This is a genomic window from Flavobacterium sp. NLM, assembly GCF_002210235.1.
In the GTDB taxonomy this organism is placed as follows: domain Bacteria; phylum Bacteroidota; class Bacteroidia; order Flavobacteriales; family Flavobacteriaceae; genus Flavobacterium; species Flavobacterium panici.
Window position 1 is genome coordinate 69201 of the sequence record NZ_LIAC01000008.1, and the last position, 16747, is coordinate 85947.

Annotated in this window: 9 protein-coding genes; all 9 read left to right on the forward strand. The window is 33.7% G+C overall.

Going from position 1 to position 16747, the window contains the following annotated elements:
- Positions 1-61 precede the first annotated feature (61 nt).
- The 9 genes from pta (at position 62) to bglX (ending at position 16724) form a co-directional block, all read left to right on the forward strand.
- A complete protein-coding gene (gene pta, locus APR43_RS11415) occupies positions 62-2155 on the forward strand; it encodes a phosphate acetyltransferase (RefSeq protein WP_053473504.1) in 2094 nt (697 codons plus the stop codon).
- A 403-nt stretch (positions 2156-2558) separates the two neighbouring features.
- Positions 2559-3743, forward strand: coding sequence for an acetate/propionate family kinase (locus APR43_RS11420; RefSeq protein ID WP_053473503.1), 1185 nt, complete (start codon positions 2559-2561; stop codon positions 3741-3743).
- A 101-nt stretch (positions 3744-3844) separates the two neighbouring features.
- Complete coding sequence (locus APR43_RS11425; protein WP_053473758.1) at positions 3845-6589, forward strand: LuxR C-terminal-related transcriptional regulator; 2745 nt, start codon at positions 3845-3847, stop codon at positions 6587-6589.
- Positions 6590-6833: 244 nt separating this feature from the next.
- Positions 6834-9854: a SusC/RagA family TonB-linked outer membrane protein gene (locus tag APR43_RS11430; RefSeq protein WP_053473502.1), complete on the forward strand. Its 3021-nt coding sequence runs from the start codon at positions 6834-6836 to the stop codon at positions 9852-9854.
- 4 nt (positions 9855-9858) lie between these two features.
- Complete coding sequence (locus tag APR43_RS11435; protein ID WP_053473501.1) at positions 9859-11313, forward strand: RagB/SusD family nutrient uptake outer membrane protein; 1455 nt, start codon at positions 9859-9861, stop codon at positions 11311-11313.
- Positions 11314-11331: 18 nt separating this feature from the next.
- Positions 11332-12231, forward strand: coding sequence for a LamG domain-containing protein (locus tag APR43_RS11440; protein ID WP_053473500.1), 900 nt, complete (start codon positions 11332-11334; stop codon positions 12229-12231).
- A gap of 69 nt (positions 12232-12300) precedes the next feature.
- Positions 12301-13686: a glucoamylase family protein gene (locus APR43_RS11445; RefSeq protein WP_053473499.1), complete on the forward strand. Its 1386-nt coding sequence runs from the start codon at positions 12301-12303 to the stop codon at positions 13684-13686.
- Positions 13687-13699: 13 nt separating this feature from the next.
- Positions 13700-14413 (forward strand): prolyl oligopeptidase family serine peptidase, encoded by a 714-nt coding sequence (locus APR43_RS11450; protein WP_053473498.1) that lies wholly within the window; start codon positions 13700-13702, stop codon positions 14411-14413.
- 10 nt (positions 14414-14423) lie between these two features.
- The gene (gene bglX / locus APR43_RS11455; protein WP_053473497.1) at positions 14424-16724 is read left to right on the forward strand and encodes a beta-glucosidase BglX; all 2301 of its coding nucleotides are present in this window, start codon (positions 14424-14426) and stop codon (positions 16722-16724) included.
- The last annotated feature ends 23 nt before the right edge of the window (positions 16725-16747 follow it).

Below are 16747 nucleotides of genomic sequence, written 5' to 3' on the forward strand. Positions count from 1 at the left end.
ATTTCAATTTAGAAAAAAATGATTTTGTGTGGATTTAATATTTAGAATAATATAAATAATTATGAGTAAAGCTATATATATAGCCACAAGCGATCAAAACAGCGGGAAGTCGATAATTACACTTGGCTTAATGAGTATTTTGATTGGTAAAACGGCTAAAGTAGGTTATTTCAGGCCTATAATCGAAGATTTTGTGGATGGTGAAGTAGATAATCATATCGAAACAGTTTTGTCTTATTTTAACCTTGATATTCATTTTGAAGATGCGTATGCTATCACAAAAAGCAAACTGATTAAAAAGAAAAATAAAGGTAAAATAGGAGAGGTTCTGGATTTGATTATCGAGAAATATAAAAAACTGGAAGAACGATTTGATTTTGTTTTGGTTGAAGGAACGAGTTTTACCGGTGAAGGAACTTCTATTGAATTAGATTTGAATGTTTTAATTGCAAAAAACCTCGGAATTCCAACCATAATTATTGGTTCAGGAATTGGTAAAACTTTAGAAGAACTGGTTGATAGTTTGTATCTGGTTTACGATTCTTTTAAAGTAAAAGAGGTTGAAGTTTTATCTGTTTTTGCCAATAAAGTACAGCCCGAAAATATTGAATTAGTTACCAAAAGCCTGCAAAAAAGCCTTCCTCCAAATGTTTTAGTAAATACAATTCCGCTGGTTTCAAGTTTAAACAATCCTACCATGCAGGAAATTGTAAATGAACTTAACGCAAAAGTGTTATTTGGAGAAAATTACCTGAATAATGAAATTGGCCATTTTAGTGTGGGAGCTATGCAATTGCATAACTATTTGGTTCATTTAAATAATAACGCGCTCGTAATTACGCCAGGAGATCGATCTGATATTATTCTGGGAGCTTTACAGGCAAATGAATCTGCAAATTACCCAACTATTTCAGGAATCATTCTAACCGGAAATATTGTTCCGGAAGAAAGTATTTTAAAGCTTATAGAAGGACTTTCGGCCATTGTTCCAATTATTGCTGTTGATGGCGGAACGTATCACATTACAAACAAAATAGGATCTATTAAATCTGAAATCTACGCTAACAATACGCACAAGATCGAAACCTCAATAACTACATTTGAGAAATACGTTGATAACGACGCTTTATCAGAAAGATTAATCACTTTTGAAGCAGAAGGCATGACGCCAAAAATGTTTCAATACAATATGGTTAAAAGAGCCAGACAGCATCGCAAGCACATCGTTCTTCCGGAAGGAAATGATGACAGGATTATTATTGCAGCTTCAAGGCTTTTGGCAATGGATGTAGTTGATATTTCGATTATTGGAGATAAAAAGCAAATTGAAAATAAAGTTACTGAATTAGGAATCACCCTTGATTTTTCAAAAGTAAATATTATAAATCCTAAAGAATCTGAACTTTACGAAGATTACGCCAATACGTATTATGAGCTTAGAAAAGCTAAAAACGTAAGTATTACAATGGCCAGGGATTTAATGGAAGATGTTTCGTATTTCGGAACGATGATGGTGTACAAAGGCCACGCCGACGGAATGGTTTCGGGAGCGGCACATACAACGCAGCATACTATTTTACCGGCGCTTCAGTTCATCAAAACAAAACCAAATTCTTCTGTCGTTTCATCCGTATTTTTTATGTGTTTAGAAGACAGGGTTTCTGTTTTTGGAGATTGTGCCATTAATCCAAACCCAACGGCAGAACAATTGGCAGAAATTGCCATTTCATCAGCAGAATCAAGTTCCGCTTTCGGAATTGAACCAAAAATAGCTATGCTTTCGTATTCTTCAGGAGCTTCAGGAAAAGGGGATGAAGTAGATAAAGTGAGAACCGCAACCGAAATCGTAAAACAAAAACGTCCTGATTTAAAAATTGAAGGGCCAATTCAATACGATGCTGCAGTCGATCGCGCGGTTGGAAAAAGCAAAATGCCGGATTCTGAAGTAGCAGGACAGGCGAGCGTACTTATTTTCCCTGATTTAAATACCGGAAATAATACTTATAAAGCCGTACAAAGAGAAACAGGTGCTTTAGCAATTGGACCAATGTTACAAGGTTTAAACAAACCTGTAAATGATTTAAGCCGAGGCTGTACAGTCGATGATATTATCAATACAGTTGTAATTACAGCAATACAAGCGCAGGGATTATAATCAATTAAAAATTTGGAATTAAAATAAAAAAATAGAACGCGAATGAGACTGATTCGCTATCGCGAAAACGCAGATTTACACAGATTTTATTTTTGATAGAATAAAAATCCGTTTTAATCCGTGTCTTTACGAAGTAAATCCGCGTCATCCGCGTGCTAATCTCAACAACAAGAAATAAAAAATTAAAAAATAGAACGCGGATGAGACTGATTCGCTACCGCGAAAACGCAGATTTACACGGATTTTATTTTTGATCGAATAAAAAATCCTTTTCAATCCGCGTCTTTACGAAGTAAATCCGCGTTATCCGCGTGCTAATCTCAACAATAAAAAAGTAAAATTTCTGTCTTCAGAATTAAAATAAACTTAGTGACTTAGCGCCTTTGTGGCAAAAACATAAAAAATGAAAATACTTATAATTAACTCAGGAAGTTCATCCATAAAATACCAATTAATGGTTATGCCGGAAAACGAAGTAATTTGTACTGGAATGATCGATAGAATTGGTTTAGAAACATCAAATATTACGTTTAAAACAGCTTCAAATTCATATGAAGAAATACTGCCTGTTCAAACCCATAAAATTGGTTTGCAAAAGGTTGCCGATATGCTTCTTGATCCTGAAAAAGGAGTTATAAAAACAACTTCAGAAATTACGGCAGTTGGACACAGAGTAGTGCATGGCGGAAGTTATTTCTCCAATACAACCATAATTACCGAAGAAGTTAAAGACAAAATAAAAGAGCTTTCAGAGCTGGCTCCGCTTCATAATCCTGCTCATTTAGTGGGAATTAATGTTGCCGAAGAAATTTTTTCAGGAGCAAAACAAGTAGCCGTTTTTGATACTGCTTTCCATCAGACGATTCCTGTTGAAGCTTATAAATATGCCATTCCAAATTTCCTTTTAACAGAACATAAAGTTCGTGTTTACGGTTTTCATGGAACAAGCCATAAATATGTTTCAGAAAAGGCCATTGGCTATTTAGAAAAAGGTTCGAGAATAATTACAATTCACTTAGGAAACGGCTGCAGTATGACAGCTGTAAAAGATGGAAAAAGTATCGATACAACCATGGGATTTTCTCCGGCAAATGGTTTAGTTATGGGAACTCGTGCCGGTGATATCGATCAATCGGTTATTTTTTATATGGTTAAAAATTTAGGTTATACACCAGATGAAGTAAATTCTATTTTGCTAAAACAAAGCGGAATGCTTGGTTTAACAGGTTACAGCGACCTTCGTGATATCGAATCTAAAGCCGAAGAAGGAAATAAAGACTGTCAATTAGCCTTATTAATGAATGCCTACAGAATCAGGAAAACTATAGGTTCATATACAGCAGCTTTAAACGGATTAGACGCTATTATTTTTACTGCCGGAATTGGTGAAAACTCTTCATACATGCGTAAATTGATTTGTACCGATATGGATTATTTTGGAATTGAAATTGATCCCGAAAAAAATCAAATTCGTTCAAAAGAAATCAGAGAAATTAGCACAGCAAATTCAAAAACGAAAGTTTTGGTTGTACCAACTGATGAAGAATATGAAATCGCAAATCAGGTTTATCAGTTATTAGAAAATTAGAAAAATAAATTTAAATATAAAGAAAGCTTCTCGATCGAGAAGCTTTTTTTGATCCAAAAAATCAATATTTGTCAGTATCTTTGAATTTAAAACCGAATATCTTGAAATCGATACTTTTAAAATCAATTTTCTTGTTTTTCGCTGCTTTTCAAATTCAAGCACAAGAACTTCTTCCTTTCGTAGAAAATTATAATAAATCAGACTATCAGGGTGACAATCAAATCTGGAATGTTGCTCAGGGTAAAGATAAAGCCATGTATTTTGCTAATAACCATTATTTACTGCGTTATGACGGCGTTATTTGGGAAAAATATGCTCTGCCCAATAAGACAATTATTCGCTCAATTTTAATTGAAGGAGACCGAATTTACTCCGGTTCATACAAAGAATTTGGATATTGGTACAGAGAAAATGGTAAAATGCGTTACGTTTCTATCACCAAAAATCTTCGCTTATTTGCTGAAAAAGACAATGAAGAAATCTGGAAAATTTTCAGGTTTAATGGTTCGTTGTATTTTCAGTCTTTCAATGATGTTTTTATTTATGATGGAAAACACATTAAAAAAATTAAATTTCCTTTTTTAATTTCTTACTGTTTCGTTGTTGACAAAGATCTGTATGTTGCTTCAGTAGATAAAGGTCTTTTTAAAATGAAAGGTTCCAAAATTGCAAACCCGAAAGGCTGGAATATTTTAAAAAATACGGTTGTTCACGCGATAGAAAAGGATAAAAACAAAACCTATATTTTTACACAAAAAAAAGGAATTTTCATTGTTGAAAATGGAGGTTTAAAACCCTGGAATAATCCATTAAATGAAACTTTAAAATCTAACGGAATTAATGTAGCCAAGTTTATTAAAAATAATAAGCTAGTTATCGGCACAGGAAACAAAGGCGTTTTTATATACGATTTCAACAATAATACTTTTAAAAATATTGACCGAAATAATGTTCTGATGAATAATTCGGTTTTAAGTATTGGTTTTGATAAAGAAGAAGATTTATGGCTGGGTCTTGATAACGGACTTGCACATGTTGAGGTTAATTCTCCTATTTCATTCTTTTATGATAATTCCGGAATTCTGGGATCTGTATATTCAGTTGCGACAATTGATAAAGGTTATCTAATAGCTTCAAATCACGGAATTTTTGAATTTGATTCAGGTAATTTTAAAATGCTCCCAAACACGCAAGGACAGGGTTGGAATATTACCAAAATTGGCAGTAAATATGTTATAGGTCATAATGACGGAACTTTTTGTTATGAAAATGGTGCTTTGGCAAAAATAAATAATGTGAGCGGCGGATGGAATTTATCAAAAAGTACTATTAATGATGCGTATTTTCAGTCTACCTACAGCGGCGTTTTAGTTTATGATGATGCGTCAAAACTATCGCAGAATATAAGAATAAATGATCTTTCGAAACCGATTAAATATGTAGCCCAAAATAAAAAAAATGAAATTTGGGCAGCCGATAATTACCGTGGATTGTATCGGGTTTTTCTGGATGATAATTTCAAAACTATAAAGGTTGAAAACATCACGCAGCAAAGTAAAATCAAAAATGATTTTGGTGTTAAGATTTTTGAATTTAGAAACGAAATACTTTTTCTAATCAATAACGTTTGGTACACGTTTAATTCGATTTCGAATAAATTAGAAGAAAATGAATTGTTCAATACGAATTTTAAAAATATTTCTGACGTTGTGGCAATCGATAAGGATCATTTTATGGTGCTTCAGGACGGAATTTTATATCATATCTATTCACACGACAATAAGTTTATCTGGAATATTATTCAGGAGAAATATTATAAAGGAAAACTTATTAACGAAAACCTGAGAATTTTTAGAAGTCAGAATCATTATTTACTCAATCTTGATGATGGTTTTATTTCACTTCAGTTAGGATATCAAAATGAACAAAACAAAGGCGTTAAAGTTGAAGCTTACAATGACAATGAACTACTGGAAAATGATGGAAAAATAAAACACAATACAGAACTCAGAATAAATGTTATTTCCGGAATTTACGGTGCAAGCAAACCAAATTTATTTTATCAGATAAATAAAGGCAAAAATTATATTCCAATTTCAAATGGAGCTATAGTTTTAAATAATTTAAGCAGCGGTTCACATTCCGTTGTAATTTTTAAACATGATGGGGCTAATTATGATAAAGTTTCCAGTTTTGATTTTAAAGTTGCTCAGCCATGGTATTTCTCTTTTTGGATGATTCTTCTTTATCTATTGTTAATAGGGGCAGTATTGTTTTTCTATTATAAATGGAATAAGCTTCGTTATACACAAAAATTAAAATTACAGGCCGAAGAATTAAAGCATCAGCGTGAAATTCTTGAAATGGAATTAAAAAAGGAAAACGAATTAAATATTCAGGAATACGAAAAACATATTTTAGAACTGGAATTACAAACCAAATCTTCTGAGGTTGCCGGAAAATCGTTGTCAATTGCTAAGCAAAGCGAAATGATTGAAAATATCCAAAGCATTTTAGATTCTGAAAAAGATTTCAATAAACTTAAAAGCGAAATTAAAAAAGCAATCAAGATAAATGAAGTAAATAAACACGAATGGGAAATATTTGAGACTAATTTAAATCAAATCCATAATGAGTTTATTATAAACCTTTCAAAAAAATATCCTCACTTAACTCCAAAAGATATAAAACTGTGTGTTTATCTTAAAATGAACCTTTCTTCAAAGGAAATTGCACCTATGATGAACATCTCTTTTAGAGGTGTAGAACTGCACAGATATCGCCTCAGAAAGAAATTAAATCTGACTCAGGACGAAAACCTGTCCAAGTTTTTATTAAGTCTGTAAGATTACAGTTTGTTTTTTACAGAATTTATATTTTTCTACATCAAAATTTACATAATTCCAATACATCATTACTACATCATAAGGTTATGTTAAAGAAATTGATTTAACATTTATGATATTGATAATCATTAGGATACACTTGTGTTTTAACATAATGATGTAGCTATGCTGTAGTGGTATTTGATGTACTACAACGTTGTAATTGCTTAATTTGGCTCTACTAACTTAAACGATTACAAACTGTATGAAAAATTTTATTTTTAGCTTATTTGTGCTCTTATTGTTACCAGTCTATATGTCTGGACAAGCACAAGCAATTAAAGGGAAAGTAGTTGACAGCAGCGGAATGGGAATTCCCGGAGCAGTGATTGCTTCATCTGATGCTAGAGCAACTGCTGATGCAGATTTCGACGGAAACTTTACAATCAATGCAAAACCTGGAGACATTTTAAAAGTCTCTATGTTAGGTTTTGATCCAGTTTCTGTACCGGCAACAACCGCACCAATGACAATTACCTTAAAAGAAGCAGCTGATACTGCCTTAAAAGAAGTTGTTGTAATTGGGTACGGTACGAGAAAAAAGATTGATAACACAACTGCAATTTCTTCATTAAAAGGGGAAGACGTGGCAAAAACAAAAGTTCTAAATGCATCTCAAGCTATTCAAGGGAAAGCGGCAGGTGTACAAGTAACTTCTTCTGATGTACCAGGAAGTACTCCCTCTGTAGTAATTAGAGGTTTGGGTACAGCTTTAGGGGGAAGATCGCCCTTATATATTGTAGATGGAATGGCAACAGAAAACATCAACAATATTAATACAAATGATATTACTTCATATGACATTTTAAAAGATGCTTCTGCACTGGCTATTTATGGTACAAGAGCTGCAAATGGAGTAATCATTATTACTACTAAGAAAGGTAAAGGAGATAAAGTCTCTGTTGAAATTGAAAGCTTTGGTGGTGTAAGAACGCCGCTTAAAAAAGTAAAAATGGCTGGAAGTAATAAATTCGCATACTACACTAATTCAGCATTACAATCTACTACATTTTCTCAAGATCAGCCGGTTAACACAGATTGGTTTGATGAAATTACAAGAACAGGAAGTTATACTCAAAATAACATATCTGTTTCTGGTGCTACAGAAAACATTAAATACTTTTTCAGTTTAGGAAATTATGAAGAAAAAGGGATATTAAATGGTTTAGATTATGGGCGTACTACTTTTAGAAATAATAATGAATATAAAATTTCTAAGAAATTGACTTTAACTCAAAACTTTAGTTTAACATCGACTAAATCAGCTCCACAACCATTATCAGCTTTTACAAATGCTTACAAACAATCTCCTGTTGTTCCTGTATATTTTGCAGATGGTAAATATGGAGTTTCTCGTGTAGGTGATGATGGTTTTGCAAGTGAAACCGGAAGCTCAATTAATAATGTTGGAAATCCAGTTGCTCAATTAGATTTCTTCGACGAACAACAACGCAGCATTACTTTACAAGGAGGCTTAAAATTAGATTATGAAATTTTAAAATCTTTAAAATTTACTTCTCAATTTAATGGTGAATATTACACTTGGAAGCAATATAATTTCGAAGACACTAAGAATATCTGGTTAGCAGCAAATCCTAATAAAGTTTCAAGTGATTATGAAAAGGAGTTTCCAAATGCTAATATCAATTTATTAACAAAAGGAAGAGAGCAATATTATAACTGGAGTTTATCTAACTACTTAACATATAATAAAGTATTTAACGAAATACACGATATTGAAGTCACTGCTGGTATTGAGACCTATGTTAAAGGATCAAGAGAGAAGTTGACTATAAAAAGAAAAAATGTTAATGCAGATGCAAATTATTGGTCTTTAAAAGATGTTGAATACGCAACAAATGTAACAAGTTATAAAGATGAAGTTTTTAACGAAACTAAATTAGCATCTTATTTAGGTCGTTTCCAGTATAAATTATTAGACAGATATTTGTTAACAGGAACTGTTAGACGTGATGGGTCTTCAAATTTTGGTAAAGACTACCGTTGGGGAACTTTTCCAGCTTTTGGGGCAGGATGGATTATTACAAAAGAAAGCTTTTTAGCTGATGCTAAAGGAATCAACTTGTTGAAACTTAGAGGAAGCTGGGGAAAATTAGGAAATCAAAATGTACCACTTAACAGCCAAGGTTATACTTCAGGACTTAATGCTTATTTAGGAGGTTCAATTCTTAATGAAGGAACAACTATTAATTCTCAAATTGATCCAAGTCTATCTTGGGAGGTTACAGAAGAAACTTCTGCAGGTTTAGATTTTGAATTTTTAGACAGCAGATTAAAAGGGACTTTTGATGTATATGACAAAAATACAAACAATGTAATTTTAAATACAAAACCATACATTACATCTGGAATTACGACTGCATCACCAGCACACGTAGGAGAAGTATCTAATAAAGGATATGAAATCTCTTTACGTTGGGATGATAAAATTGGTGAAAATTTCAGCTACTATGTTGGAGGAAACTTTTCTAACAACAAAAATGAACTTACAGGTTTAAAAAATGTTGTTTTATCTCCAGTTATTGGTGGAGGATTAGGAAATGGACAAGATACAAAGTTACTTGATAACACTACTATCGGTCAGCCATTAGGTAGTTTCTATATTTATGAATATGCTGGTTTTGATCCTGCAAACGGAAAAATGTTATACTACAACGCTGCGGGAGATAAAGTAACTCAGGATGCTTTAAGTGCTACTGTTGATAAAAAATACGTTGGTTCAAGTTTACCAAAATCTAATTACGGAGTTTCTTTAGGATTCAATTACAAAAACTTTGATTTCTCTGTTGATGGTTATGGTACTGCTGGTGCAAAAGTATATAACGGAAAAAAAGCACAGCGTTTTTATGGAGAAAACATAGAAAATTCTATCGCTACAGATTTTTGGACACCAAATAATGTAACTGCGTCAAATCCTGCACCATTTAATCAGGTACCAGTAGCTTCTACTTATTACCTAGAGTCAGGTGATTTCTTTAGAATTAACAACATTACACTAGGATACAAATTACCATTGCAGGAAGGTAGTTTCATAAGTGCATGTAGAATTTATGTAAATGCGATTAATCCATTTATTACACAAAAATTCTCAGGATTCTCTCCAGAGTTAAACGGAGATGGAAATCCTTATGGAACCCAAGGTGTTGAGCTTGATGCTTACCCAACTTTAAGATCATTTGTACTTGGTGCTAATTTAAAATTTTAATATTATGAAAAAGATATATATAGCAACGTTTGTATTATCAGCGTTCTTTTTTACAGCATGTGCAGACGATTATTTAGATGTAGATCAAACGGAATCTATTTCTACAGACGATGTAGAGTTATTTAATAACGAAGCTGGAGCAGCACAATTTGTAACAGCAATTTATAACAAGTTTTTAAATTGGGATATGACTTCTTTTGGTTGGATCGGCCTTTCTAGCATTACATCTGATGATGCTGATAAAGGATCTTCTGCCGGAGATACAGGAACAGATAAAGATGTATTGGATGCTTTGACTTATAATGCTTCTAATCCTTCTGCTGAAAGCACTTTTATTGCTAATTATGATGGAATAAACAAATGTAATCAGGCCTTAAACATACTTCCAAAATTAGATAAAGTAAATGTTAATTTAAGAAACAGATTAGCAGGTGAAGCTAAATTTTTAAGAGCCTTTATGTATTTTACTTTGGTAAAATGTTACGGTGGAGTGCCAATTGTAGATCATTTACCAGTTCCGGCTTCAGAGTCAGACAGAATTATGCAGTTAACACGTAAAACATCTGCAGAAGTATATGCTTTTATCGAAGCAGATTTAAATGATGCAATTGCAGCGTTACCTGAAAAAACAGCTTATGGAGCTAATGATAAATCAAGAGCTTCAAAAGGTGCAGCATATGCACTTTTAGCAAAAGTAAGTTTATATCAAAAGAAATGGCAGCAAGTAATTGATAATGCTAATAAAGTTACAGGTTATTCTATTGTAAATGATTATGCATCCATGTACAGACCAGCAGGAAAATTTGATTCAGAATCTATTTTCGAAATTTATGCACAAGGTGCAGTTCCGGCAAAAGGAATTGAAGGTTATTCTAACACGCAAGGTGCCCGTGGTACCGGCGGTTGGGGTTGGGGTTTTAATACACCATCTCAAAGTTTAGTAGACGCTTATGAAGCTGGCGACGTAAGAAAAGCAGCAACAATCATTTTTAGAGGATCAACTTTATATGATGGAAGAGTAATACCAACAACAGTTGAAAATGAAAGATACAACTACAAAGCATATTCATCAGCTTATACAGATGCATGGGAAACAGATGTTGATATTAAATACCTAAGATATGCTGAGGTTTTATTAATGAAAGCAGAAGCATTAAACGAACTAGGACAAACTTCAGACGCTATTCCTTTATTAAATCAAATTAGAAAAAGAGCTGGTTTAGGAGATACTCCTGCAGTTTCTCAAGCAGATGTTAGAATTGCAATTTGGAAAGAAAGAAGAGTAGAAATGGCTTTTGAGCACGACAGATTTTTTGATTTAGTACGTACAGGTCAGGCTAAAGCTGCTTTTGCTATAGATGGGAAAACGTTTACTGAAGGTAAAAACGAATTATTTCCTATTCCGGCATCGTTCATCAAACAAGCAGATGGTTTATCAGCTCAAAATCCTGGTTATTAATTCTTAAAGACATTAAAAATGAAAAAAAATAAATCTATTTTCATGCTTTCTTTTGTTTTAGCTTCAACATTGTTTGCTGGCTGCGAGGATAGTATTGATAAAGTAAACAGTCCAATTCCATATGAGTCAATTGGAGGATATGAGAATTCAGATGATGTTGCAGCTGCTCACTTAGTATCCAAATTTAGTTTTGACGGTAATATTGCCGATTCAAAAAATAGCATAACAGACGGATCAGCTACAAATGTAACTTATGAAACCGGTATAAAAGGAGAAGCATATAAAGGATCTCCAAGTTCTTTTATTTCTTATAATACGGTTGCAAATTCAGTTGTAAACCTGAAAAGTGTAACAGTTTCAATGTGGATTAAAACAGATCCACACACAGGTGGTGCACAGTCATTGTTTATGCTTCCTAAAAAAACAGATTTTTGGGGAAATATTTTTACCCTTATTGAAGGAACAGGACCAGCAACAACAATGTTGTTGAAAAATCATATTCAAAAAGATGTTACACCAAGTATTCCTTGGGCAGGACAATTTATTGAGCATGGAGGAACAAATGTTTTAGCCAATATGTTTGGAGCATGGAAACATTTAGTTTGGACTTACAATGGAACAAGCTCTACATATAGTATTTATATCGATGGACAAAAGTTAGATATACCTGCTTCTATCTCAAAAAGATATGCAAGTGATCCTTCAACTGGAGGAGGGCCTTATGGAGAATTAGCAAACTCTGAAGTTTCTAAATTTATTATTGGAGGTTATCAGCAGCATTTAGGTGCTCCTTGGGGAGCGGCTGATGGATGGATGCTTCACTATACAGGTTTAATGGACGAATTCAGAATTTATGATGCAGCTCTTACTGACAATGAAGTCGTAGCTCTTTATAAATTAGAAAAAGACAAAAGATAAGCATTCTTTAAACACCTGGAGGTTTTTCCTCCAGGTGTATTTTAATTAGTTAATACATTATTTATCGACATGAAAATTTCAATATACATAGTCTCTCTTTTTAGTTTTTTTAACTCATGTTCATCTTCGGGACCTGATGGAACAGGAGGAGGAACCCCTTTACCAACAACTCCAACTACACCAACAAAGCCTTTGACAGATACAGAAGCAATGGATCAGGTGCAGAAAGATGCAATAAAATATTTTTGGGAATACGCAGATTCTAATTCAAAACTTGCAAGAGAAAGATATATTACTGAAGATCCTAATTTTGAGTCAAATATTGTAACTACAGGTGGTTCAGCTTTTGGTTTAATGAGCATTATTGTAGGCGTAGAAAGAGGTTTTTTACCTAGGGCAGAAGCTGTTTCTAGACTTACAACAGCCTTAACCTTCCTTGAAAAAGCAGATCGTTTTCATGGAGCGTGGCCGCACTGGATGGACAATAAAGCAGGAAAAGTAATTCCATTTGGAACAAAAGATAACGGAGGAGATTTAGTAGAAACTTCTTTTGTTTGCCAGGCATTAATTACGATCAGAGAATATTTTAAAAACGGAAGTACAGCTGAAAAAGAATTAGCGACAAAAGCGGATGAACTTTGGAAAGGTGTAGAATGGGATTGGTACACCCAAGGACAAGACGCATTATACTGGCATTGGTCACCAAATTATGGCTGGGAAATGAATTTCAAGTTAGAAGGATATAACGAATGCTTAATTACATATGTAATGGCAGCTTCTTCGCCTACACATCCAATTTCTGCAGAAGCTTATCATAAAGCATGGGCAAGAAATGGTGCTATAATAGATGGCAGATCTCAATACGGTATTCCGGTAGTTTTAAACTACAATGGAGCTTCAGGAAATGTCGGGCCAATGTTCTGGTCGCATTATTCTTATTTAGGTTTAGATCCAAATAACCTGAAAGACAAATATGCAGATTATTGGCAATTGACTCAAAACCACGCTAAAATCATGGTTCAGTACAGCATTGCCAATCCAAAAGGTTTTAAAGATTATTCAGATAAATGCTGGGGGTTAACAGCAAGTTATACCAGAAATCCTGATGGAACAACAGGTTATACAGCACACCAGCCAAATAACGACAATGGAGTAATTTCGCCAACAGCAGCGTTATCATCATTTCCGTACACGCCAATAGAATCTATGAAATTCCTGCATTATTTATATGATGAAAACAAAGCAAAATATGTTGGAATTGCAGGGCCTTATGATGCTTTTTCTCCACAATACAATTGGGTAACAGCTAGATATTTAGCGATTGATCAAGGAACAATAGCGCCAATGATTGAAAATTACAGAACGGGTTTATTATGGAAGTTATTTATGAATGCATCTGACACAAAGCAAGGTCTAAAAAAACTAGGCTTTACATCAGGAAAATACGGTATTTAAGAAATAATCTATTATGAAATATAAACTAGGTCTATTATTGCTGTTTATTTCTGCATTGGGTTTTGCGCAAAGTGAAACCACAGGAAAAATAAAAACAGTTATTGTAACGAATAATGAATTAGGCTACATATTGCATAAACCAGCCAATACAAAAGATAAAAAGCCATTAATAGTTTTTATTTCAGGTGATGGAGAAAAAGGGACAGACATTGAAAAAGTAAAAATTCATGGTCCTTTTAAATATTTAAAAACGCATCAGTTAGACGCTTATGTTTTAGCGCCGCAATGTAAAGAAAATGAAAATTGGGATACAGAATCAATTTATGAACTGATTTTAAAAATTCAGAAAGAGAATAAAATTGATTCAGAAAGAATATATGTTACTGGTTTGAGCTCAGGAGGCTGGGCTTCGTGGAATTTGGCTTTTGCACATCCGGATCTATTTGCCGCAAACGTACCTGTCGCTGGCTTTGTAGATTTAATTCAGTTAGAAAAAACTTGTGAAATAGCCAATATTCCAACCAGAATTTTCCACGGATTATTAGATGATGTGGTAAAAGTAGATTATGCCATAAGCGTTTACAAAGAATTAAAAAAATGTAATGCAAAAGATGTTCAGTTAACTATTTTTGATGATGCTGGACACGACAGCTGGACACGAGTTTACGACAATCCCGAAATTTATGACTGGATGTTGAAACAGAAAAAATCAAATATGAACAAATAAATATTATAGAATGAAAAACAAATTAGTCTTACTTTTTTTAGGATGTGCTGTTTTGGGTTACGCTCAAAAAAAGAGCACAAAAAGTACAGTGAAAATTAAACCTAAGTCAGAGTTTGTAGCAGAATTAATGTCAAAAATGACATTAGAAGAAAAATTAGGACAGTTAAATTTACCAACATCTGGTGATATTACAACAGGACAGGCAAACAGCTCAAACGTTGCAAAAAATATTGCAGAAGGAAAAGTGGGCGGTTTGTTCAATATAAAATCAGTACAAAAAATTAAAGAAGTACAAAAAATTGCTGTCGAACAAAGCCGTTTAAAAATTCCATTACTTTTTGGTATGGACGTTATTCACGGTTACGAAACAACATTCCCAATTCCGTTAGGATTATCTTGTACCTGGGATATGGCTTTAATAGAAAGAAGTGCGCAGATTGCTGCAAAAGAAGCAAGTGCAGACGGAATCAACTGGACATTTTCGCCAATGGTAGATATCTCTCGTGACCCGCGCTGGGGAAGAGTTTCTGAAGGTTCAGGAGAAGATCCGTACTTAGGAAGCCAGATTGCAAAAGCAATGGTAAACGGATACCAACAACATGATCTTTCAAAAAATAACTCCATTTTAGCGTGTGTAAAACACTTTGCATTATATGGTGCGCCAGAAGCAGGTCGCGATTACAACACAGTTGATATGAGTCATATCAGAATGTTTAATGACTATTTTCCACCTTACAAAGCAGCTGTTGACGCTGGAGTAGGATCGGTTATGGCTTCTTTCAATGAAATTGACGGAATTCCGGCAACAGGAAACAAATGGTTGATGACAGATGTTTTAAGAAAACAATGGGGTTTTAAAGGTTTCGTAGTAACAGATTTTACAGGAATTCCTGAAATGATCGAGCACGGAATGGGTAACCTTCAGGACGTTTCTGCTTTAGCATTAAACGCTGGAGTTGAAATGGATATGGTTGGAGAAGGTTTCTTAGGAACTTTGAAAAAATCATTAGATGAGAAAAGAGTTTCTATCGAAACAATTGACAATGCGGTTAGACTTATTTTAGAAGCAAAATATGATTTAGGTTTATTCCAGGATCCATATAAATATTGCGATGAGAAAAGAGCTAAAACGGAGATTTTTACAACAGACAGCAGAAAAGAAGCACGTCAAATCGCTGCACAATCATTGGTATTGTTAAAAAACCAAAATCAATTATTACCTCTTAAAAAATCAGGAACAATTGGTTTAATCGGGCCTTTGGCAGATGCTAAAGAAAACATGCCGGGAACATGGAGCGTTGCTACAAGAATGGAAAATGCCGTTTCATTATTAGCTGGAATTAAAGAAGTTGCAGGACCATCAACAAAAGTTTTATATGCTAAAGGAAGTAATTTAGATTACGACGAAGAATTTGAAACTAAAGCAACAATGTTTGGAAAAACATTACACCGTGATGCACGTTCAAAAGAAGAATTATTAGCAGAAGCTTTAAAAGTAGCTCAGCAATCTGATGTAATTATTGCAGCAATTGGAGAATCTGCAGAAATGAGCGGAGAATCAAGCAGCCGTACAAATCTAGAAATTCCACAAGCACAAAAAGATTTATTAAACGCATTATTAAAAACTGGAAAACCAGTTGTTGTAGTTTTATTTGACGGACGTCCGTTAGTAATTACTGACGAAGAAAAAACAGTTCCAGCCATTTTAAATGCTTGGTTTGCTGGTACAGAAGCGGGTTACGCCATTGCTGACGTTTTATTTGGAGATGTAAATCCTTCTGGAAAACTAACAACAACTTTCCCAAGAAGCGTTGGTCAGTTACCAATTTACTACGCACACAAAAATACAGGAAGACCACTTTCTAATACAGAAGGAAAATTCGAAAAATTCAGATCAAATTATATTGACGAAAGAAACGAGCCATTATTCCCATTTGGATTTGGGTTAAGTTATACGACTTTTGATTATTCAAACCTTAAAATTTCTTCTGATAAAATGAATTTCAGCGGAAAATTAAAAGTAACAGTTGACGTAGCAAATACTGGAAATTTTGACGGAAAAGAAACAGTTCAATTATACATTAGAGATTTAGTTGGTTCAGTAACAAGACCAGTTAGAGAATTGAAAGGTTTCCAAAAAATAGCACTTAAAAAAGGTGAAAAACAAACAGTAAGTTTTGACATTACTGTTGAAGATTTAAAATTTTATAATTCTGATTTGCAATTCGCAGCAGAACCTGGACAGTTCGATGTTTTCGTTGGAGGAAATTCAACTGCCGACAAGAAAGTTAGTTTTGAGTTAACTAAATAGTTGGTTTATTGATTAGTAAGGCC